Consider the following 19,484-nt stretch of genomic DNA (forward strand, 5'->3'; position numbering starts at 1 on the left):
GGGATCACCTGACATGTCCCAGATTATTGCGACATTGACGCTCAACCCCGCCGTGGACGTCGCCTGCGTCGCGGCGGAGGTGCGCCCGACGCAGAAGATCCGCACGGCGGACGAGCGGCTGGACCCCGGCGGCGGGGGGATCAACGTCGCCCGCGTCATCCATGAGCTGGGCGGCCAGACCCTGGCCGTGATCATGACCGGCGGCGTGACCGGGCGCCTGGTCGAGGAACTGCTCGACCAGGCCGGCGTGCCCTGGAAGAGCCTGCCGATCGGGGGGCGGACCCGCATCTGCCTGAACGTGCAGGAGCGCGCGAGCCATCTGGAATACCGTTTCGTGTCCGAGGGCCCCCTGATCGACGAGGCCGAATGGCGGAACAGCCTGGCGATCCTGGAGACCCTTGATGCCGGCTGGGTCGTTGCAAGCGGCAGCCTGCCGCGCGGGGTGCCCGACGATTTCTATGCGCGGGCGGCCGCCGTGGGGGCGCGGCGGGGCTGGCGCCTTGCCGTCGATACATCCGGCGCGGCCCTGCGCGCGGTCGTCGGCCAGGGGGTGGACCTGCTGAAACTCAGCCATGGGGAATTCGAGTCCCTGGTCGGCCATCCGGTCCAGGGACAGGATGCCCTGGCGACGGAGATCGGGCGGGTGCTGCGTGCCGGCGCGGCCCGGATGATCGCCGTCAGCCTCGGGCCGGACGGGGCATGGCTGGGATCCGCCGCCGGCCTGACGTACCTGGCCGCCCCGCCGGTGCAGGTGCGCGGCGCCGTCGGCGCGGGCGACAGTTTCATGGCGGGCCTGGTGCTGGGCCTGACACGCGGCATGCCCCCCGACGAGGCGCTGGCCCTGGCCGTCGCCGCCGGGTCCGCCAGCGTCGAATTCTATGGCACGGCCCAGGCCCGGCGCGATACGGTCGAGACCCTGTTCCGGCAGATCAGGGCGAGCGCTCCGCCCAATGCAAAGGGATCGAACGGTGGAACCACCGCAGGCACGACCCGGCCGGCAGGCTGACCCCCTGGCGGACGCCGCCATTCGCCTGTTCGCCCTAGCCGGCACCGACGCGCTGGGGCACGGGGTTGCCCGGCACCTGGGCCTGACGCTGAGCCGGCACGAGGAACGCGATTTCGAGGACGGCGAACACAAGACCCGCGCGCTGGACCCGGTGTGCGGCGCGGATGTCTATCTGCTGCACAGTCTGCATGGCGATGCGGCGGGCAGCGCCAATGACCGGCTGTGCCGGCTGCTGTTCTTTATCGGCGCCTGCAAGGATGCGGGGGCCGCGCGCGTGACCGCCATCGCGCCCTATCTGTGCTATGGGCGCAAGGACCGGCGGACGAAGCCGAACGACCCGGTGACGACGCGCTATGTCGCCACGTTGTTCGAAGCCGTCGGAACCGACCGTCTGGTCACGATGGACGTGCATGACGAGGCGGCGTTCGAAAACGCCTTCCGCCGGCGGACGGTGGCGCTGACGGCCGTCCCCCTGCTGGTGACGTCCATCCGCAGCCTGACCGCCGACGCCGGGCGTCTGTGCGTCGTTTCGCCGGACCTTGGCGGGGGCAAGCGGGCCGAACGCCTGCGCGGGGCGCTGGAGGAAGCGACCGGACGCCCTGTCGGCACGGCCTTCGCCGAGAAGCACCGCAGCGGCGGGCAGGTCTCCGGCGACCTGTTCGTGGGGGATGTGGCGGGCGCGACCTGCATCGTCATCGACGATATGGTCAGCACCGGCGGAACGCTTGCCCGCGCGGCCCGCGCCGCGCGCGGCGGCGGGGCGCGGCAGGTGGTGGCCTGCGTCACCCATGGTCTGTTCTCGGCCGGCGCGGAGACCGTCCTGGCCGAACCGGCCATCGACCGTATCCTGATGACAGACACGGTCCCGCCCGTCCGGTTGCCGGACGGGCCGGCCCGACGCAAGCTGGAGGTCGTGTCCGCCGCGCCGCTGTTTGCCGAAGCCATTCGCAGGCTGCACCGCGACCTGCCGCTGTCGGACCTGTTCGTATTCTGAGATCAGGGGGCGGGCAGGGCGGCATTTTCAAGCCGGTCTAGCTTCAGCGCGTCGAACAGGGCCAGACGCAGGTACGCGCGCGCCTGGCGCGGCCATTTTTCAGGCGTGCGCGGCCGGGTGTCGCACAGGTGCATGATCGCCAGCCGGGCCCGCAGCATGGCGCGATAGCTGCGATAGAACAGCGGCAACCCGCCGACATGTCGCCCATGCAGGGCGGACCGCAGATGCCGGCCGATCCTCTCGCCCGCCCAGGCCGCGCCCAGGCGCGTGCATTCGAGCTGCAGGAAGGCGATTTCGTCCAGCGGATCGAGCGCCCGCAGGGCCGGGTCGAATTCCAGGCGATCGATGATGCTCACGCGCCCGTCCAGCCAGATATGTTCCGGGCGCAGGTCCCCGTGCGCGTCGACGATGCGGCCGGCCCGCGCGCGCGCCAGGATCACCCCGAACCGCCGGTTCAGAAAGCGTGTCTGGATCCCATCCACACGCGCCACCATTCCGCGCGGCAGATGGAAGCGGAGGTCCTGCAACACACGCCGGTTGCGTGACAGCGCCTTCCGCCACGACATCCGCAAGGCGTCCGCGGATCCCCGGACCGAAAGCGGGGACGCATGCGCGTAGAAGGACGCCAGGACGGCGGCCAGCCGGTCGAGCTGCGACGGCTGCACCGCGTGCGCCGACAATGCCGACTGGAGAAAGCCGCCGTCGTCGAGGCGCCGCATGACGACCAGCCAGTCGACGACCCGCCCCGCCCCCCCGATGGCAAGGCCCGATGCCCCCTCGACCAGAGGGACGACGCCCAGATAGACATCCGGCGCCAGCCGGCGGTTCAGGCGGTCTTCGGCACGGCAGGCGTCGGCCCGACGATCGAGGGTGGAGAAATCCAGATAGGGAAAGCGCACCGGCTTCTTGAGCTTGTAGACGCGCGGCCCGGCCAGGAACACCCAGGACATATGCGTCTCGCGCGCGACGACCGTCTCCGAGGCGCCAGCATAGCTTTGCGGCCGGGACAGAAACCGGACCTTGCGCTCCAAGGAGACAGGCGCCCGCATGTCCAAGGCGTCGTGCGCCATGGCGGCCGAGCGTGCCGGGGTGTGCCGGCTATCGGCCGATGCCGCCTTGCCCGGGCGTCCGCGCGGACCCGGGCTGCTGTTCCGTCCCGTCCCCTTCAGCCGGTTGCTCGGCGCCGGCAGGCGGGCGATCGGGGCCGGCGGGGTGTTCCTGTCCCGCGGGGGCATGCCCGGCCCCGCGGTCGCGCGTCGCGCGTGATGTTCTGCTGCCACTTGGTGTCGGCGGAGTTTTAAACGACATTCCACCCTCCCTTTTCCTAGCACATGGGGCGGAAAGCCGGGTCCGAAAGAAGGGTGCGGAAAAGTTCATCGACGGCACGGATATATTTCGTGACTTTCTTGCTGTGGACTTGTTTTATGCAAAATCCGTCCCGCCATCACGTTCTCGCGCAGGCGATTGAAACGCCTGTCGGCATCCCCAGCTTCGACTGCCGTTCTGATGGGAGAGCGACGATGAAACCGTCTGTGAAACCGGTTCCGGAAGCGGCCATGGAATTGGTGGACCGTCATGGTGACGAGGCCGTGCACGTGGCCCGCATGCACCGGGACGAGGCGCAGGAGGCCGACGACGCGGCGGGGACGGCATATTGGAATGCCATATTGGAAACGCTGCAATATCTTCTTGAGGAAGATCCCAGGCGCGTATCGTGAGCCGCCTCCCGACACAGGGCAATCCCGTGATCGGGGCTCAGACGATGCCGCCGTTGGCGCGCAGCGTCTGGCCGTTGATCCATGCGCCGTCGGGGCCGGCCAGGAAGGCGACGGCGGCCGCGATGTCCTCGGGCTGGCCCAGGCGTTCCAGCGGGGCGAGTTTCGACAGGCGCTCGATGAGTTCGGGTGATTTTCCGTTCAGGAACAGGTCGGTCGCGGTCGGGCCGGGGGCGATGGCGTTGACGGTGATGGCGCGACCGCGCAGTTCCCTGGCCAGGATGGGGGTCATCGCCTCGACGGCGGCCTTGGTGGCGGCATAGACGCCGTACCCCGGTTGCAGCAGGCCGACGACGCTGGACGAGAAATTGATGATCCGTCCGCCGTCGCGCAGCCGCCCGGCGGCCTCGCGCAGCGTGTTGAACGTACCCTTCAGATTGACGGCGATCTGGCGGTCGAACGCGGCGTCGTCGGTGTCGGCGATGGGCGACAGCGTCATGATGCCGGCGTTGTTGACCAGCACGTCGACGCCGCCGAACGTGGCCTGCGCCGCATCGAACAGGCCGCGCACGGCCTGCGGGTCGCTGATATCGGCCCGGGCGGTGAGGGCGCGGCCGCCCTGGTCCTCGATGCCGCGCGTCAGGGCTTCCGCCGGGGCGGCATCGCCGGAATAGTTGATGACGACGGTCAAGCCGTCCCGCGCCAGACGCACGGCGATGGCCGCGCCGATGCCGCGCGACGCGCCGGTGACGAGGGCGACTTTCGGGGTGTGCTGGGTCATGGTCGGTCTCCTGTTTGGGGTCATCCGCCGGGGATGTAGGGACCATGAACCTTTTCCTGTTCCGGATAATCACTCATGATCCGGCATCACAATCCGGAAGATGCGAACAGACTGATGGACCGATTTGACGCCATGCGGGTGTTCACGCGGGTGGTGGAGCGCCGCAGCTTCACACAGGCAGCCGGCGACCTCGGCCTGCCGCGCTCGACGGTGACGGACGCGGTCAAGCAGCTCGAGGCCCGGCTGGGCGTCCGGCTGCTGCAACGCACGACGCGCCATGTCAGCCCGACGCTGGATGGCGAGGCGTATCACCGCCGCTGTCTCGCGCTCATTGCCGACCTGGAGGACGCCGAGGCGGCGTTCAGCGGTGCGAAGCCGCGCGGCATGCTGCGGGTCGATGTGCACGGCACGCTGGCGCGTCATTTCGTGCTGCCGCGCCTGCCGGACTTCCTGGCCGCCTATCCCGAGATCGAACTGACCATGAGCGAGGGCGACCGGCTGGTGGATCTGATCCGCGAGGGGATCGATTGCGTGCTGCGCGTGGGCGACCTTCAGAACAGCGACATGGTGGCGCGGCGGGTGGCGATGCTGGAGGAAGTGACCTGCGCGGCGCCATCCTATGTCGCGCGGTTCGGCATGCCGGGGGATATCGCGGCGCTGGACAGGCATTGCATGGTGGGGTTCCGGTCGTCGGCGACCGGCGGCCTGTTGCCGCTGGAATTCATGGTCGGGGGCATCCTGCGCCATGTCACCTTGCCCAGCCCCGTGACGGTGAACGGGGCCGAGAGTTTCGTCGCGTCGGCCAGACTGGGACTGGGGCTGATCCAGGTGCCGCGCTATCACGTCGCGCAGGATCTGGAGCAGGGGACGCTGGTGGTCGTCCTGCCCGATTGTCCGCCGTCGCCGACGCCGGTTTCGCTGCTTTACCCGCGCAACCGGCAGCTATCGCCCCGTGTGCGGGTATTTATCGACTGGCTTGCAAGGGTATTCGCGGCACAGTCCGGCGGACCTTGTTCTTTCTGAGAACGGGGATCGGCGTTACGTGCCGATCCGCACCGGCGAGACCATGTCGCGCAGGCAGGCGATGATGGATCGGGAGGTTAGCTGGCCGCTGCGGGGGTTTTCCGGATTGGGGACGATGTCGATATGACAGGTGAAGCGCGCGACGGCGGATTCGACCGTGATGGTATGGATGTTGCGGTCCACCGCCGGGTCGGCGATCACCCGGATTTCGGTCTTGCGCGGCCCCAGCCCCGCCAGGGCCAGCGCCGCCGCGACGTTGGTGTTGGCAGGGAAGGCCAGGGCGGCTTCCTCGGCGGTGCCGCTGAAGATGGTCGTGGGCGCGCGCAGGGCGTGCACGTCGATGCCCTGCTGCGCCAGGTACGGTGCGCCGGCCAGGCTGGCGGGGGATTTGCGGGTTTCGATGGTGATCGACGCCACCGGGGCCTCGCACGCCGCGCGGACGGCATCCAGCCCCAGGATCGCGCCGCTGGGGACGATGATCCGCCCGCCCGTGCGGCGCGCGACATCGACCAGATCCATATGCGACAGCAGCGCGCCCGCCGACGCCACCACCAGGGTTGCGCCACGTTCCAGCGTCGGCCGGGCGATGTCGGCGAAGGCGCGGGCCGGCAGCATCTCGACCACCACGTCGGTGTCCGACAAATCGGCCAGAGTGCCGATGCGCGGCAGGGCGCGGAAACCCGCCAGGTTCTGACGGGCCTTTTCCCGGTCCGAGGCCGCCACCGCGACCAGTTCCAGCCCGTCGATCCCGGCATCGAGCTGCCGTGCGACCTGCTGGCCGATCGATCCCAGGCCCGCCAGCCCGATCCGAAGGGGCCTTTGTCGCATCGTTGCCCCGAAATGCATCCGATCGTCCTTCCTGTGTCAGGCTTCTCGGGCTCCGCCCGAGTCCGGCAAGGGCCGAGGCCCTTGCATCCCGTTCGTTTTATAAAGCCCTTGTCTTCGCCCCGGCCTACTGCTTGGCGAACAACAGCCCCATGTCACGGAGCGCCTTGAATTCCAGCGCGTTGCCTGCGGGGTCGAGGAAGAACATCGTCGCCTGTTCGCCCGGCAGGCCCTTGAAGCGGATCTGCGGTTCCATCACGAACGCCACCCCATGGCTGCGCAGGCGGTCCGCCAGGCTGGTCCAGCTTTCCATGTCCAGCACGACGCCGAAATGCGGGATCGGCACGGCATGCCCGTCGACCGTGCCGGCGCAGTTCGAAGGGGGCTGGGGCGCGTGGGTCAGATGGGTGACGATCTGGTGGCCGAACAGGTCGAAATCGATCCAGCTTTCGGAACTGCGGCCTTCGGGGCACCCCATGACGGTGCCGTAGAACGTGCGGGCGGCATCGAGATCGTCGACCGGAAAGGCAAGATGGAAGGGCGAGGGCACGTCACGTCTCCTTTATATACAAATTTAGTTACAAATATACAATGACAGGATCTGGAAGTCCACTGCCCGTCACGCCGTCACCTTGAAGACATCGGGCCGGAAGGGCATGCGGTCGGGCCGCCGGCCGGTGGCCTGCAGCAGCGCCTGCGAAATGGCCGGCGCCAGCGGGGCGACCATGATTTCGCCCACGCCCTGCGGCGGCCGGTCGCTTTCGACGATGATCGGCACCACGTCGGGCATTTCCCCGATCGACAACAGCGGATAGTCGGTGAAATTCGATTGCTCGGCCCCGCCGCGATTGAAGGTGATCTCGCTTTTCAGGGCTGAAGTCAGGGAAAATCCGATCCCGCCCTGAATCTGCGCGACGAAAGTGTTGTGGTTGACGACCAGCCCGGCGTCGATCGCGCAGAACACCCGCGCCACCCGCCAGCTGTCACCCTTGCGGACCAGTTCGACGATTTCCGCGACGTGGGTGACGAACGACCCGCCGCGCCCGTGATAGGTGTCGAAGGAAATGCCGCGTGCCCTGCCGGGGGGCGGCGGCGTGTCCCACGACGCGGCGGCGGCCACGGCGTCCAGCACCTTCAGCGCGGCGGGGTTGTTGCGCAGCAGGTGGCGGCGGTAGTGGTACTGGTCGATCCCGGCCTTGTGCGCCAGGTCGGTGATGAAGCTCTCCCAGAACAGCACCCCGGCGCTGGAGCCGACCGACCGCATGAAATAGACCGGAATCGGCAGCGGCGTCTGGATCACGTCGACATGGAAATTCGGAATCTTGTAGCTCTGGTTATAGATTCCATCGACCATGCTCTCGTCGTAATCGCCCAGCGGTGTCCTGGTCAGCCAGTTCGGCCGCGTGGTGGCGAACAATGACTGCCCGCAGACGCGCGCGTGCACCGCGATGGGGTAGCCGTCCTTATCCACCACCGCGCGCAGCCGCCCCTTGTTGTTGGGGCGGAAATGATCGTGCTGGATGTCCATCTCGCGCGTGCGGATCAGCTTGACCGGGCGGCCGACCGCCATCGCCGCGCGGACGGCCTGGGCGACGAAATCGGGCGCGATCTTGCCGCCGAAGCTGCCGCCCAGAAAGCCGATATGCAGATGCACCTTGTCCTCGGGCACGCCCGAGATCTTGGAGATGACGGCGACCGAGGCGTCGGTGCTCTGGATCGACCCCCACACGTCCACCCGGTCGGGCTGGACATGCACCGTGGCGTTCATCGGCTCCATCGCCGCGTGGGCCAGGTGCGGGACGCTGAAGCGGCTTTCGATCACCTGGTCCGGGTTCTGGCCCAGGATGCGCGGCGCGTCGCCGCGCGCCAGCGCCGTCACGCCGATTTCCGCATCCAGCCCCGAGTCCGCCAACCGGTCGATCAGTTCGGTCGACAGCGCACCGTTCTCGCCGGGCGAGAAGGTGGCGTCGAGCATCTGCACCGCCCGCAGCGCCTGCCAGAAGCGGTCGGCCACCACGATGACCCCGTCGTCCAGCCGGACGATGGCCCGTACCCCCGGCTGCTGGCGGATTTCGGCCTCGTTGTTGATGCGCACCAGCCAGCCGCCGATGGTCGGCGACAGGGCGATGGCGGCGTTGAGCATGCCCGGCACCTCGGCATCCAGCCCGTATTTCGCCGACCCGTCGGTCTTGGCCGCCGTGTCGCGGCGCGGCAGCGCCTTGCCGATCAGGCGGAATTCGGCGGGCGTCTTCAGCCGGGGCGTGGGCGACAGCGGCAGGCGCGCGGCTTCGGCCGCCAGCGCGCCATAGGGCAGGGCGGCGCCGGTGCGGATGTTGCGCACCATGCCCGATTCCGTGGCGCAGTCGCTCACCGGCACCTGCCAGCGCGCGGCTGCGGCGCGCACCAGCACATCGCGCGCCGCGGCGCCTGCGACGCGCAGCCGGGCATAGAATTTGGTGGTCGAGGTCGAGGCCCCTTCCTTCTGCGACGGCTTTTCGTTGCGGAACTGGAGCTTGTAGGCGTCGCGGCCCATGACCCAGCGCACTTTCACCGCCGGCCAGTCGGCATCCAGCTCGTCCGCCAGGATCGCCGGCAGGGCGGTGTACGACCCCTGGCCGACCTCGGGCTGGCACAGGCCCAGGGTGACGCCGCCCTGCGCGTCGATGAAGATCCAGTCCGTCAGTTCGATGTCGGCGTCCGTGCCGCCTTCTGCCGCCACCGTCGGGTCCAGCGGTACGGCCAGCAGCGCACCGAACGCGGCCGCGACCTCGAGGAAACGGCGGCGCCCGATGGACGGCGCCCCGGACCGGGTCAGGCCCTTCATGATTTGAGCGACCGGGCGGCGGCGTGGATGGCCTGACGGATGCGCACATAGGTCGCGCAACGGCACAGGTTGGTCATCCAGCGGTCGATGTCCTGGTCGGTGGGGGCGGGGGTGTCGGCCAGCATCGCCGTCGCCGTCATGATCATCCCCGACTGGCAATAGCCGCATTGCGGCACGTCCAGATCGTTCCACGCCTTGCGCACGGCGTTGTCGGCGTCGGCGGCCACGCCCTCGATGGTGCGGATGGCGCGGCCGCGCACATTGCCCACCGCCAGCACGCAGGTGCGGCTGGCCGCGCCGTCGACATGCATGGTGCAGGCGCCGCACATGCCGATGCCGCAGCCGAACTTGCTGCCGGTCAGGCCGAAATGTTCGCGCACCACCCATAGCAGGGGGGTGTCCTCGGGCCCGTCGAAACTGACGGGCCGGCCGTTGAGCTGGAACGGAATCGACATGGGTCCGGACTCTCCTTTCGCGACGGACCGGCCCCTGCCGGGGGCCGGCGGTGGTCAGGGGGTGGGCATGAATTCGGGCTGCCGGGCCTGGCTGTCGTGGTGCGAGCGCAGCAGTTGCAGCACGCCGGCGGCCAGGCGCGCGTTATGGTCGCGCATGACGGTGTAGGCGGCCTCGGGGTCGCCGGCGACGATGGCGCGCACCACCGCGCCATGGTCGTCGCGCGACCGGTTCAGCCGTTCGCCGTGCGCCAGCGGCTGCGCCTGGCGGAACGGGGCCAGACGGGTGCGCAGGTCCTGCATCAGCCCGGCCAGCGTCTCGTTATGCGCGCCGCGGCCGATCAGTTCGTGGAAGCTGCGGTTGATCGCCCAGTACGCGGTCTGGTCGCCGCGCTGCGCCGCGTCCTTGCCCTGTTCGTACAGGCCCTGGAGCATGCTTTTTTCCAGCGCGTTCATCTTCTGCGACGCCAGGCGGGCGCACAGGGCCTCGATCTCGCATTCGGCGTCCAGCATGTCGGCCAACTGGTCCAGGCTGATCTGCGTGACGATCGCCCCACGCCGCGGCACGAAATCGATCAGCCCGCGCGTTGCCAGTTCCTTCAGCGCCTCGCGCACCGGGGTGCGGGACACGTTGAAGGTCGCGGCCAGGCTCTGCTCGTCCAGGCGTTGGCCGGGGCGCAGCTTGCCGTGCAGGATCTGTTCGGCGAGATTATTATATATATCTTCGGCGTAGGTCGACACGCATGGTCTCCTTGCATTCAGGTGGCCGCTTTTTGTTCCGCCAGATCCGGCAGAACGCCCCCCTGAATATACGTAGCGACATAATTTTCGAGCAACGCTTTCTGGGCCAGGCGCGCCTGTGGCGACCGCCCGGCCAGATGCGGGGTCAGGATCACGCGCCCCGTTTCCAGCAGCGCCGGGGGAACCGCGGGTTCACCTTCCACCACGTCCAGCGCCGCGCCCGCGATGTCGCCGCGCAGCAGGGCGGCGGCCAGGGCGTCGGTATCGACGACGCTGCCCCGCCCGACATTGACCAGGAACCCGCCCGGCCCCAGCGCGCACAGCACGGTCGCATTCACCAGGTGCCGCGTCCGCGGCCCGCCGGGGCAGGCGACGACCAGATAGTCGGCCTGGCGCGCCATATCGGCCAGGTCGGGCACATGCCGCGCGTCGGGGTCGGGGTAAGGCGTGCGGGTGTGATAGAGAATGGTCATGTCGAACGCCCTGGCCCGGGCCGCGATGGCTTGGCCGATCCGGCCATAGCCCAGCAGGCCCAGGGTCGCGCCGCTGGGCGTCGGGCGCGCCTGGCGCACCGAATCCCACATTCCGTCGCGCACCGCGCGGTCCAGGAACACAAGGTCCCGCGCGATGGCCAGCATCAGCGCCAGCGCATGGTCGGCCACCGTGCGGTCGTTGGTGCCGGGGGCGTTGGCGACGACAATGCCCCGGGCGCGGGCGGCGGCCAGATCCACCCCTTCGTACCCGGCCCCGGTGCACAGGATCAGGCCCAGCGCCGGCAGGGCCGCCATCGCCGCCGCATCCAGGCCGATCGACCCGTTGGTGACGACGATGCAAATGGCGCGGCAGGCGGCGGCATCCTGCGGGATCGCCCCGTTTCCCGGACCGGACAGGTCGTGCACGCGCGCCAGGCGCGCCAGCGCCGCCACGCTGTCGGCGGGCAGCGGCGCACGCAGCAGGATGCCGCCTGCCCGGCCGGGGACGGGGACGGGCGTCATGCGGGGGCGCCGTCGCCTGCCGGGGTGACGTTCTTGACCGCGCCGCGCCAGCCGCTTTCGGTCATGTCGAAGACGATGCCCTCGGGCGTGCTGTACTTCACTTCGTAGAAGACGTTGGGATCGGTCTCCTTGCGGCCCGTGACATAGGCCCCGCCGGCCTCGATCACCCGGGCGCCGGACTTCTCCAGGTCGTCCACCCAGACGCCGAAATGGATGATGCCGTAATAGTTCTTCTTGTCCTCGAAGCCCGGAACCGGCTCGTCGCCGAAATTCAGCAGGGCGACGTTCACCGTCCCGTCGGACATGTACACGCCGCGCATGGCGCGGCCGGCGCGCGTCATGCCGAACGCCTGTTCGAAGAAGGTCGCGGCCGCCTCGGGGTCCGGCACGGACAGGGCAATGTGTCGCAGTTTGCTCATGTGATGGCTCTCCGTTTGCACCGCGTGCGCTCCTGCCGCACGGCGTGCACACACTATGCACATGCATACAGAAGGATGCTACAAAATACTTTGACTTTGGATTGTATTTATGATGAGTTTCTGTGCACGGCAGGCGTAACCCCCATCGTCCCCGTCATGGATGACCGCATATGCATCATTGTGACTGCAAAATAGGCACGATTCGCCGATGACCGCGCGCCATCCGGCTGTCGTCGCCGCCGTGTCCTCCGCCGCCGATCCCTTGGGGGACGAGGTGCCGTTCAGCGGCCTGCCGCCGGCCGACCGCGCCCGGCTGCTGGCGCTGGGGCCGGTCTGGAACGACGATATCGTCGGCCACCGGGCCGAGACCGTGCGCTGCTACACCGATGTACTGGCGGGCAGGGACCAGGCCCCCGGCGGCGTGGTGCGTGACCTGCCTTATGGCGCCGCGCCGCGCCAGGTGCTGGACATCTTCACGCCCGCGCCCACTGCCTCGCCTGCCCCGGTGGTGGTGTTCGTCCATGGCGGGGCCTTCACCCGCGGCGGCAAGAGCGCCAACGGGCATGTGTATGACAATGTGCTGCACTGGTTCGCCCGGCACGGCTATGTCGGGGTGAATGTCGAATATCGCTTGGCGCCGGATATCCTCTATCCCGACGGCGCGCGCGACGTCGCCCTGGCGCTGGAATGGGTGGCGGCGCAAATCGCCGACTGGGGCGGGGATGCGGCGCGCGTGCACGTCATCGGCCATTCGGCCGGCGGCACCCATGTCGCGTCGCTGGCGGTCGATCCGGCGGTCGGGCGGGCGATGCCGCCGGGGGTGCGGACGCTGGCGCTGATCAGCGGCCGGTTGCGGATCGACGCCCTGCCCGACAACCCCAATGCCCGCCATGTCGCGGCCTATTGCGGGGACGATGCCGGGCTGTATGCCGAACGCTCGCCCGTTACCCATGCCGCGCGCTGCCCCCTGCCGGTGCTGGTGGCGGTGGCGGAATATGAAAACCGGCATCTGGACGCCTATGGCGCGGAATTCGCCGAAGGGGTGCGGGCGGCGGGGCAGGTGCCCGTCCGCTTCCTGCGTCTGGCGGGCCACAACCACACCTCGATCGTCGCCCACATCAATTCAGGCGAGGACCGTCTGGCGCGCGCGCTGGACGTCTTCTTTCGCGACCATGACGGGTCGCCCCAAGCAGGAGCAGAGTAGAATCCGATGTCACAGCACGTCATGATCGTCGGCGCGGGGCCCGTAGGCATGGTCTGCGCCCTGGCGCTGGGCCGGCAGGGCATTTCTGTCACGGTGGTCGAACGCGAACCCGGCCCGGTGATGGACCAGCGCGCGGCTTCGCTGCATCCGCCCACCATCGCCATGCTGGCCGACCTGGGCATCGCCGACACCATTATCTCCAAGGGGCTGATCGCGCCGAATTTCCAGTACCACGACCGGGTGGCGGGCGAGATCGTGGCCGAATTCGACCTGGGGCTGATGAAGGACGAATTCCGCTATCCCTTCGTGCTGCAATACGAACAGTACAAGCTGACCGACGATGTCAGCACCCGCTACGCGGACGAGATCGGCTTCGCCGTCCGGTTTTCGACCGAGGCCACGGACATCGTCCAGAAGGACGACCATGTGCTGGTGACCCTGCGCCATGGCGACGAGGTCGAGACGATGCGCGTCGATTACCTGATCGGCGCCGATGGCGGGCGCAGCACGGTGCGCAAATCGCAGGACATCGCCTTCGAGGGTTTCACCTACGACGAATGCTTCGTGAAGATCGCAACCCCGTTTGATTTCGGAGCCGAAAAGACCGACTATGCGTTCCGGAACTATTTCTCGGACCCCACGGAGTGGTGCAACCTGTTCAAGGTCCGCGGTGCGGACGGCAAGGGGTTATGGCGCGCCATCTTCCCGACCCGCCTGGGCGAGACCGAGGACGAGGCCCTGAGCCATGCCGGCCTGCAGGCCAGGCTGCAGAAATTCTTCCCGAAGGAAGGGGAGTACGACATCGCCTATTCCAACATGTACGCCGTCAACCAGCGCGTCGCCGCAACCTTCCGGCGTGGCCGCGTGCTGCTGGCCGGTGATTCGGCGCATGTGAACAACCCGATCGGCGGCATGGGCATGAACGGCGGCATCCACGATGCGGTCAATCTGTGCGGCAAGCTGGGCGCCGTCCTGCGCGGCGAGCAGTCCGACGACGTGCTGGACCTGTACAGCCGCCAGCGCCGCCACGCCGCGACCACCTTCGTCCAGGCCCAGAGCATCCAGAACAAGCGCCTGCTGGAAGAACGCGACCCCGCCGTGCGTGCGGCCCATCTGAGCCAGTTGCGCGCCACCGCCGCCGACCCCGAACGCGCCCGCGCCTTCATGCGCCGCGCCTCGTTGCAGGACAGCCTGACCGACGCGCAAAGCGTCACGTAAAACCCCCGCCAGAAGGACCGCGCGATGCCCCCCGCCGCAGATGTCGATTCCTCCCGCGCCGATCTGGCCGCCAACAGGGCCGCCGATGGGCCGGCCCGCGCCCCGCTGCGCGCGCCGGCCACGCCGTTCGCCTGGTTCCGCGCCCTGTCGCGGGTCGAGAAGATCACGTTCTGGAGCTGCTACGGCGGGGTCGCGCTGGACGCGATGGACCTGCGGATCTTCAGCTTCCTGATGCCGGCGCTGATGAAGGCGTGGCACGTTTCGCCCGCCCAGGTGGGCTTCCTGGGCAGTGCCGCGCTGTATGCCGCCGCCGCCGGGGGCTGGATCACCGGCCTGCTGGGCGACTGGTTCGGGCGGGTCAAGGCGATGCAGTTCACCATCGTCATCTATTCGCTGTTCACCTTCCTCAGCGGTTTCGCCACCTCGTACGACCAGTTGTTCGTCTGCCGGACCATCCAGGGGTTCGGTTTCGGCGGCGAGATCACCGCGGGGGTGGTGCTGATGGCGGAAATTGTCGGCGACCGCAGCCGGGGCAAGGCGGTCGGCTGCCTGCAAAGCGGCGTCGCCGCCGGCTGGGCGCTGGCCGCGATCATCGCCAGCCTGGCGCTGGCCTGCCTGCCGGAATGGGTCGCCTGGCGTGCGGTATTCTGGTCGGGGATCGCGCCCGGCCTGTTGCTGATCGCCATCCGCCGCTATGTCGACGAACCGGAAATCTACAAGGAACAGCGCGAACAGGCGATCACCCATGCCGCGCGGATGAAGATCCACGACATCTTCCGCCCGGGCGTTGCGCGGACCACCTTCCTGACCACCCTGCTTGCACTTGGGGTGCAAAGCAGCGGCCTGGGCATTTCCACCTGGCTGCCGGCGTACCTGACCATGTCGCGGCACCTGTCCCACGGGGCGGTAGGGCTGTATGTGATCGTGCTGACCGCCGGGGCCTTCGCGGGCTATATCGCCAGCGCGTACCTGGCCGACGCGCGCGGGCGGCGTCCGAACTTCCTGTTCTATGTGACCGGCAGCCTGCTGACCTTGCTGGCCTATCTGTGCCTGCCGATGCCGCCCTGGCTGCTGCTGGTCGCCGGCGTGCCGCTGGGGTTCTTCTCGCAGGGGTTGTACGGCGGGATGGGCACGTTCTTTTCCGAACTGTTCCCCACGGCGGTGCGCGCCAGCGGCACCAGCTTCGCCTACAGCGCCGGCCGGCTGGGTGCGGCGTCGGGCGTCGCCTTCGTGGGCGTGCTGGCCCATGGCTACGGCATCGGACCGGCCCTGCTGGCGGTCTGCCTGCTCAGCTACGTGCTGGTGCTGGTGGCGACCCTGCTGCTGCCGGAGACCCGTGGGCGCGGGCTGCGCTAGCGGCCCGGCCGGCCGGGTGAGGGGCGCGGTTCAGCGCCCATTCCAGTCCTGTATTTGGCGAACATCGTGATCCGATCGGTCGATTTCATCTGATCGGATGATGCGGCCCGTGGCGCACCACAGCGGCCTTACCCGGCTGCTGCCGGGCGCATTCGTATGCCAAATTCAATCTCTGTGCACAGAGAAAACCATATTCATACATTTTCGTTAAAAAAAACTCGTGACATAATCAAAATAATATCGGCAAACTGATTCAAGATTCGATGCCCCCCCATCACACTCGAAAGAGGATTTCAGGTATGCCTACCATCGGGAATGGCTCACGTGTTTTCGGATTGCGCATTGCCTTGTTGCTGACGGTGTCTCCGGTGTTCCTGATGTCCCCGGCGCTGGCGGCCGGGGCGGCGTCCCCCGCGGCGGACGCGTCCCCGGCCGCCGACGCCGGAACGGCCGGCACGAAGGCCGCCACAGACGTCGCTTCCAAAAAAACATCTGCCAAACAGGAAAGTGACGGGATCGAGCAGGTCACGGTGTCCGCCACGCGGCGCAGCACGGACGTCCAGCACACGCCGATGGCCATCAGCGCCATCAGCGCCAAGACGTTGCAGCAGACCCACGCCCAGACGATTGCCGATTACTTCATCCAGGTGCCGGGCCTGAGCATGCAGGACCAGGGGCCGGGGCAGAAACGCTATGCCATCCGCAATCTGACGGCGGCGGGCGAACCGCAGGTGGGGCTGTATCTGGACGAAATCCCGATCGCGGGCTTCACCGGAGAAAATACCGATTCCGGATCCGCGCAGCCCGACGTGAAATTGTGGGACATGCAGCGGGTCGAGGTCCTGAAGGGGCCGCAGGGCACGCTGTACGGATCGGGGTCGGAAGGGGGCACCATCCGCATCATCTCGGAACGGCCGGACATGACCAGGCTGGGCGGCACCGTGAACAGTTCGATATCGACCTATGCCACCGGCGGCTTCAACAATTCGCAGAGCGGCACCGTCAATGTGCCGATCGTCAAGGACAAGCTGTCGATCCGCCTCAGCGCCTATCGCGACAGCAATGCCGGATGGATCAAGCAATACTACCTGCAGCAGAACGGCACCAACAGCACCGACGATTACGGCGGCCGCCTGAACATCCGTTATCGCCCGATGGACAACTGGACGATCGATTTCATCGGCTATTACCAGAACGCGAACACCGACGATCTGTCGAACCTCAACCCCATCTTCGACAGCGTGGCGCACAGCAAATGGGCGGCGGCCAGCTTCGTGCGCCAGCCGATGCGCGACGAATTCCAGGCCTACAACCTGATTTCGGCCTACCACATGTCCTGGGCGACGCTGACGGCCATCGCGTCGTGGCAGCAGCGCAAGATGCATTATACCCATGACACGTCGTTCAATTACGGCGTCGATTGTACCAGTGGCGATTTCGCAAGCTGCTATCCGCTGGACGTGTTTCAGCAGCGCCTGGCCGCCGGCCAGATCAACGCGGTCGACGACCGCCAGCGGGTAAGCGCCTGGACGGCCGAGGTGCGCCTGTCCTCGCCGGCGCAGAGCAAAATCCAGTGGACGGTCGGCAGCTTCTATCAGATCCGGAAAAACACGTTCCAGCTCTATTACGGTGGGGTGGATTCGGCCGGGTTCTTCGACTTCGATTCAAACGGCAACGCGCCGACCACGATGTTCGCGCGCGCCAACTGGGACCGGACGGAACAGATCGCGGGCTTCGGCGAAGCCACGTACCCGATCCTGAAGAACCTGAAACTGACTGGCGGCGTGCGGGTGTTCACCGCCGACCGCAGCCTGACCTCTCTGGCGATCATGCCGTTCGGCGAGACGAACGCCATCCCGACCTTCTATCCGGGCTCGTCCTCGAACGAGACGTCGGCCACCGGCAAGGCGCTGCTGTCGTATGACATCACGCCGCATGCCATGGTCTATGTCCAGGCGGCGGAAGGCTACCGGATCGGCGGGCCGAACCTGCCCGTGGGCTTCACCGTCACCACCCCGGCGCCCTACGCCCCCGACACGGTGTGGGATTACGAATTCGGCTGGAAGACCGGGTGGCTGCATAACCGCCTGACCTTCAACGGCGCGGTCTACCGCATGAACTGGTCGAACATCCAGCAGCAGGGCACCGACCCCTCCGGCGCGTTCGATTTCATCACCAATGCGGGTTCGGCGACCGCCACCGGGGTCGAGGCCGAAGTGGCGGTACGGCCGATCCGCCCGCTGCAACTGGGAATGGGCGCCAATTACACCGACGCCCATCTGGTGGGCCGGCAGCCCTACCAGCCCCTGCCGGTCAACCAGACGCAATCCGGGGATGATCTGCCCTACGTGCCGCGCTGGACGCTGAACGCGAACGCGACCTACAGCTTCGACGTGCTGGGCCTGCCGAGCTGGGTGCGCGGCGACGTCGCCTATCAAAGCGGCCGCACCACGGCCTTCAACCGCGCCAGCCCGAACTATGCCTATATCGGCGGCTGGTTCCTGGCCAACATCAATGTCGGGACCAAGATCGGGCGTTACAGCGCGCAGATCTACGCCAACAACGTCCTGAACCGGCAGACCCGCGTTTCGGGCCGCCTGAACTCGGTCCAGCCGCTGGTCATCAACTCGGCCCCGCCGGCGACGATCGGCCTGAGCCTGACGGCGGAGTTCTGAGGGGAAAAGGAAAGGCCGGGCTTTGCCCGAACGCACCCGTTATCCATGATCGGGGCCTGAGGCTCTGGACCCCGATCATGAATGAAACGACCGGGTTTCCAAAGGGCGATGCCCTTTGGCGGGTTTCAGGGCAGCGCCCTGAGACTTGCTCGCGCGAAGCCCTGGCATTTGGCATTTACGGCGCCTCATGGAGGGGCTTGCTCATGTAGACGGTAAAGCCGTCCATGAATGGTTCCTCGCGGTCCACGCGATAGCCCAGCCGGGTATAGAGCGCGATGTTCTCGGCAAAAAGCCTGTTGGTGTAGAGGCGCACCTCGCCCAGGCCGCGCGTGGCGGCAACCGTTTCGGCGTGCGCCAGCAGCCGGCGTCCATATCCGCGCCCCTGGAACGCCGGCAGGACGGCCACATTCTCGATCAAGAGATGGTCGGTGTGGGGAACCATCTCGATCAATGCGGCCAGGCGGCCTTCGGTATGCAGCAGGTCGATGACATGGTCCCGCGCCCTGTCGTGATAGTCCACCGTCATCGGCGTCGGCGCGCGGCCGAGGACGGGAAGCCATTTGGCATAGGCCGCGTGCGTCAGGTCGCGGATGGCGGCGGCGTCGGAGGGAAGGGCGCGCCGCAGGATCACGTCCGCAAACAGCCGTGGCGGCCCGATCTTGAACCAGGCCCTGGCGATCACGCCGTTTTCCACCTCGTAGATGGCCACGACGTCGATTTCGCCGGCGCCGTCGGGGAAGGTGCGCGTGACCGTCTCGTGATCGACCACCATGTTGACGACCACCATGCGGTTGACCAGCCGCCCGTGCAGGTTGGGCTCCTGGAAGCGGACCAGGTGGCGTTCGCGGATTTCGGCCGCGCCCCGGGCCAGAAGGCGGTCGGGAAATTCGTAATACCGACAGTCCTCGGCCCAGTATTGCATGAAGGCGTCGATATCGCGCGCGTTGTACGCGTCGAGCTGTTTCTGCACCGGACGTGCGATGTCGGGGACGCTGCTGCTGGCCATGATATGTCTCTCCAAATGCAAAAAACCCCCGCGACGGGTGTCGCGGGGGGTGGAAGCGTGTCTCGAACGAGCCGTGGCTCAGATGACGGTTTTATCCTTCACCCGCCGGGCCGGAGTCCGGCAGACACGACGAACCCGCCGCGATTGCTGCGGCGTCGGCGTCGGTCAGCGCTGTTCCGGGTCTGGCACATTGCCCGATCAGACTGCCCTTTTCTGGTTCGTTGCGTCAAGCGTTCCAGGTCGGCGCGGG

At 67.6% G+C, this 19,484-nt stretch carries 20 protein-coding genes; 9 read left to right on the plus strand and 11 right to left on the minus strand.

The window, feature by feature from the left end; translation table 11 throughout:
* The first annotated feature begins 13 nt into the window (after window positions 1-13).
* Entirely contained in the window at window positions 14-1,006 is a 993-nt protein-coding gene (locus HLH34_RS10725; RefSeq protein WP_183119558.1) for a 1-phosphofructokinase family hexose kinase, read from the plus strand.
* Window positions 969-2,000, plus strand: a complete 1,032-nt coding sequence (locus HLH34_RS10730; protein ID WP_264784314.1) for a ribose-phosphate diphosphokinase — start codon at window positions 969-971, stop codon at window positions 1,998-2,000. Before HLH34_RS10725 ends, HLH34_RS10730 begins: the two co-directional genes overlap by 38 nt.
* 2 nt (window positions 2,001-2,002) lie before the next feature.
* Here HLH34_RS10730 and HLH34_RS10735 read toward each other — a convergent pair whose 3' ends face one another.
* Window positions 2,003-3,049: a hypothetical protein gene (locus HLH34_RS10735; RefSeq protein ID WP_183119560.1), complete on the minus strand. Its 1,047-nt coding sequence runs from the start codon at window positions 3,047-3,049 to the stop codon at window positions 2,003-2,005.
* On the opposite strand from HLH34_RS10735, the gene HLH34_RS10740 reads away from it, so the two are divergent.
* Together HLH34_RS10740 and HLH34_RS10745 are read left to right on the plus strand one after the other, a co-directional pair.
* On the plus strand, window positions 3,048-3,266 hold the full coding sequence (locus HLH34_RS10740) for a hypothetical protein (RefSeq protein ID WP_183119561.1): 219 nt from the start codon (window positions 3,048-3,050) through the stop codon (window positions 3,264-3,266). The two genes, HLH34_RS10735 and HLH34_RS10740, sit on opposite strands and share 2 nt — an antisense overlap.
* 131 nt (window positions 3,267-3,397) lie before the next feature.
* The gene (locus HLH34_RS10745; protein WP_264784315.1) at window positions 3,398-3,718 is read left to right on the plus strand and encodes a hypothetical protein; all 321 of its coding nucleotides are present in this window, start codon (window positions 3,398-3,400) and stop codon (window positions 3,716-3,718) included.
* 37 nt (window positions 3,719-3,755) lie between these two features.
* On the opposite strand, the gene HLH34_RS10750 is transcribed toward HLH34_RS10745, so the two are convergent.
* Complete coding sequence (locus HLH34_RS10750; RefSeq protein WP_183119562.1) at window positions 3,756-4,496, minus strand: SDR family oxidoreductase; 741 nt, start codon at window positions 4,494-4,496, stop codon at window positions 3,756-3,758.
* Window positions 4,497-4,610: 114 nt separating this feature from the next.
* On the opposite strand from HLH34_RS10750, the gene HLH34_RS10755 reads away from it, so the two are divergent.
* A complete protein-coding gene (locus HLH34_RS10755; protein ID WP_183119563.1) occupies window positions 4,611-5,519 on the plus strand; it encodes a LysR family transcriptional regulator in 909 nt (302 codons plus the stop codon).
* 15 nt (window positions 5,520-5,534) lie between these two features.
* Here HLH34_RS10755 and HLH34_RS10760 read toward each other — a convergent pair whose 3' ends face one another.
* The 7 genes from HLH34_RS10760 to HLH34_RS10790 form a co-directional block, all read right to left on the minus strand.
* Window positions 5,535-6,347 (minus strand): aspartate dehydrogenase, encoded by an 813-nt coding sequence (locus HLH34_RS10760; RefSeq protein ID WP_183119630.1) that lies wholly within the window; start codon window positions 6,345-6,347, stop codon window positions 5,535-5,537.
* 124 nt (window positions 6,348-6,471) lie between these two features.
* Window positions 6,472-6,894 (minus strand): VOC family protein, encoded by a 423-nt coding sequence (locus tag HLH34_RS10765; RefSeq protein ID WP_183119564.1) that lies wholly within the window; start codon window positions 6,892-6,894, stop codon window positions 6,472-6,474.
* Between the two features lie 69 nt (window positions 6,895-6,963).
* Window positions 6,964-9,168 carry a xanthine dehydrogenase family protein molybdopterin-binding subunit gene (locus tag HLH34_RS10770; protein ID WP_183119565.1) on the minus strand — a complete coding sequence of 735 codons (2,205 nt, stop codon included), beginning with the start codon at window positions 9,166-9,168 and terminating at the stop codon, window positions 6,964-6,966.
* A complete protein-coding gene (locus tag HLH34_RS10775; RefSeq protein WP_183119566.1) occupies window positions 9,165-9,623 on the minus strand; it encodes a (2Fe-2S)-binding protein in 459 nt (152 codons plus the stop codon). Before HLH34_RS10775 ends, HLH34_RS10770 begins: the two co-directional genes overlap by 4 nt.
* Window positions 9,624-9,677: 54 nt before the next feature.
* On the minus strand, window positions 9,678-10,361 hold the full coding sequence (locus tag HLH34_RS10780) for a GntR family transcriptional regulator (protein WP_183119567.1): 684 nt from the start codon (window positions 10,359-10,361) through the stop codon (window positions 9,678-9,680).
* Between the two features lie 17 nt (window positions 10,362-10,378).
* A complete protein-coding gene (locus HLH34_RS10785; RefSeq protein WP_183119568.1) occupies window positions 10,379-11,356 on the minus strand; it encodes an NAD(P)-dependent oxidoreductase in 978 nt (325 codons plus the stop codon).
* Window positions 11,353-11,775 (minus strand): VOC family protein, encoded by a 423-nt coding sequence (locus HLH34_RS10790; RefSeq protein ID WP_183119569.1) that lies wholly within the window; start codon window positions 11,773-11,775, stop codon window positions 11,353-11,355. The genes HLH34_RS10785 and HLH34_RS10790 overlap by 4 nt, the downstream gene beginning before the upstream one ends.
* 208 nt (window positions 11,776-11,983) lie before the next feature.
* Here HLH34_RS10790 and HLH34_RS10795 point away from each other — a divergent pair, with 208 nt between their 5' ends.
* Genes HLH34_RS10795 through HLH34_RS10805 form a run of 3 tightly spaced genes read left to right on the plus strand, consistent with a single transcriptional unit; the run spans window position 11,984 to window position 15,553 of the window.
* Window positions 11,984-12,979, plus strand: coding sequence for an alpha/beta hydrolase (locus HLH34_RS10795; protein WP_183119570.1), 996 nt, complete (start codon window positions 11,984-11,986; stop codon window positions 12,977-12,979).
* Between the two features lie 6 nt (window positions 12,980-12,985).
* Entirely contained in the window at window positions 12,986-14,197 is a 1,212-nt protein-coding gene (locus HLH34_RS10800; RefSeq protein ID WP_183119571.1) for an FAD-dependent oxidoreductase, read from the plus strand.
* A gap of 24 nt (window positions 14,198-14,221) precedes the next feature.
* A complete protein-coding gene (locus tag HLH34_RS10805; RefSeq protein ID WP_183119572.1) occupies window positions 14,222-15,553 on the plus strand; it encodes an MFS transporter in 1,332 nt (443 codons plus the stop codon).
* A gap of 274 nt (window positions 15,554-15,827) precedes the next feature.
* Here HLH34_RS10805 and HLH34_RS19185 read toward each other — a convergent pair whose 3' ends face one another.
* Window positions 15,828-16,133, minus strand: a complete 306-nt coding sequence (locus tag HLH34_RS19185; RefSeq protein WP_220792127.1) for a hypothetical protein — start codon at window positions 16,131-16,133, stop codon at window positions 15,828-15,830.
* Between HLH34_RS19185 and HLH34_RS10810 the strand changes: the two genes are divergently transcribed.
* Window positions 16,126-18,228: a TonB-dependent receptor gene (locus HLH34_RS10810; RefSeq protein ID WP_220792128.1), complete on the plus strand. Its 2,103-nt coding sequence runs from the start codon at window positions 16,126-16,128 to the stop codon at window positions 18,226-18,228. The two genes, HLH34_RS19185 and HLH34_RS10810, sit on opposite strands and share 8 nt — an antisense overlap.
* 175 nt (window positions 18,229-18,403) lie before the next feature.
* Here HLH34_RS10810 and HLH34_RS19425 read toward each other — a convergent pair whose 3' ends face one another.
* Window positions 18,404-19,234: a GNAT family N-acetyltransferase gene (locus tag HLH34_RS19425; RefSeq protein ID WP_244959841.1), complete on the minus strand. Its 831-nt coding sequence runs from the start codon at window positions 19,232-19,234 to the stop codon at window positions 18,404-18,406.
* Between the last annotated feature and the right edge of the window lie 250 nt (window positions 19,235-19,484).

The organism is Gluconacetobacter azotocaptans (assembly GCF_014174355.1).
Taxonomy (GTDB): Bacteria; Pseudomonadota; Alphaproteobacteria; order Acetobacterales; family Acetobacteraceae; genus Gluconacetobacter; species Gluconacetobacter azotocaptans.

What these genes read in the sequence shown, in the direction of transcription:
- HLH34_RS10810 (WP_220792128.1), top strand. Translation starts at nt 16,126, where the DNA reads ATGGCCATCAGCGCCATCAGCGCCAAGACGTTGCAGCAGACCCACGCC.
- HLH34_RS10800 (WP_183119571.1), top strand. Translation starts at nt 12,986, where the DNA reads ATGTCACAGCACGTCATGATCGTCGGCGCGGGGCCCGTAGGCATGGTC.
- HLH34_RS10795 (WP_183119570.1), top strand. Translation starts at nt 11,984, where the DNA reads ATGACCGCGCGCCATCCGGCTGTCGTCGCCGCCGTGTCCTCCGCCGCC.
- HLH34_RS10790 (WP_183119569.1), bottom strand. Translation starts at nt 11,775, where the DNA reads ATGAGCAAACTGCGACACATTGCCCTGTCCGTGCCGGACCCCGAGGCG.
- HLH34_RS10750 (WP_183119562.1), bottom strand. Translation starts at nt 4,496, where the DNA reads ATGACCCAGCACACCCCGAAAGTCGCCCTCGTCACCGGCGCGTCGCGC.
- HLH34_RS10735 (WP_183119560.1), bottom strand. Translation starts at nt 3,049, where the DNA reads ATGCGGGCGCCTGTCTCCTTGGAGCGCAAGGTCCGGTTTCTGTCCCGG.
- HLH34_RS10775 (WP_183119566.1), bottom strand. Translation starts at nt 9,623, where the DNA reads ATGTCGATTCCGTTCCAGCTCAACGGCCGGCCCGTCAGTTTCGACGGG.
- HLH34_RS10770 (WP_183119565.1), bottom strand. Translation starts at nt 9,168, where the DNA reads ATGAAGGGCCTGACCCGGTCCGGGGCGCCGTCCATCGGGCGCCGCCGT.
- HLH34_RS10755 (WP_183119563.1), top strand. Translation starts at nt 4,611, where the DNA reads ATGGACCGATTTGACGCCATGCGGGTGTTCACGCGGGTGGTGGAGCGC.
- HLH34_RS10760 (WP_183119630.1), bottom strand. Translation starts at nt 6,347, where the DNA reads ATGCGACAAAGGCCCCTTCGGATCGGGCTGGCGGGCCTGGGATCGATC.
- HLH34_RS19425 (WP_244959841.1), bottom strand. Translation starts at nt 19,234, where the DNA reads ATGGCCAGCAGCAGCGTCCCCGACATCGCACGTCCGGTGCAGAAACAG.
- HLH34_RS10725 (WP_183119558.1), top strand. Translation starts at nt 14, where the DNA reads ATGTCCCAGATTATTGCGACATTGACGCTCAACCCCGCCGTGGACGTC.
- HLH34_RS10740 (WP_183119561.1), top strand. Translation starts at nt 3,048, where the DNA reads ATGTCCAAGGCGTCGTGCGCCATGGCGGCCGAGCGTGCCGGGGTGTGC.
- HLH34_RS10805 (WP_183119572.1), top strand. Translation starts at nt 14,222, where the DNA reads ATGCCCCCCGCCGCAGATGTCGATTCCTCCCGCGCCGATCTGGCCGCC.
- HLH34_RS10785 (WP_183119568.1), bottom strand. Translation starts at nt 11,356, where the DNA reads ATGACGCCCGTCCCCGTCCCCGGCCGGGCAGGCGGCATCCTGCTGCGT.
- HLH34_RS19185 (WP_220792127.1), bottom strand. Translation starts at nt 16,133, where the DNA reads ATGGCCATCGGCGTGTGCTGGACGTCCGTGCTGCGCCGCGTGGCGGAC.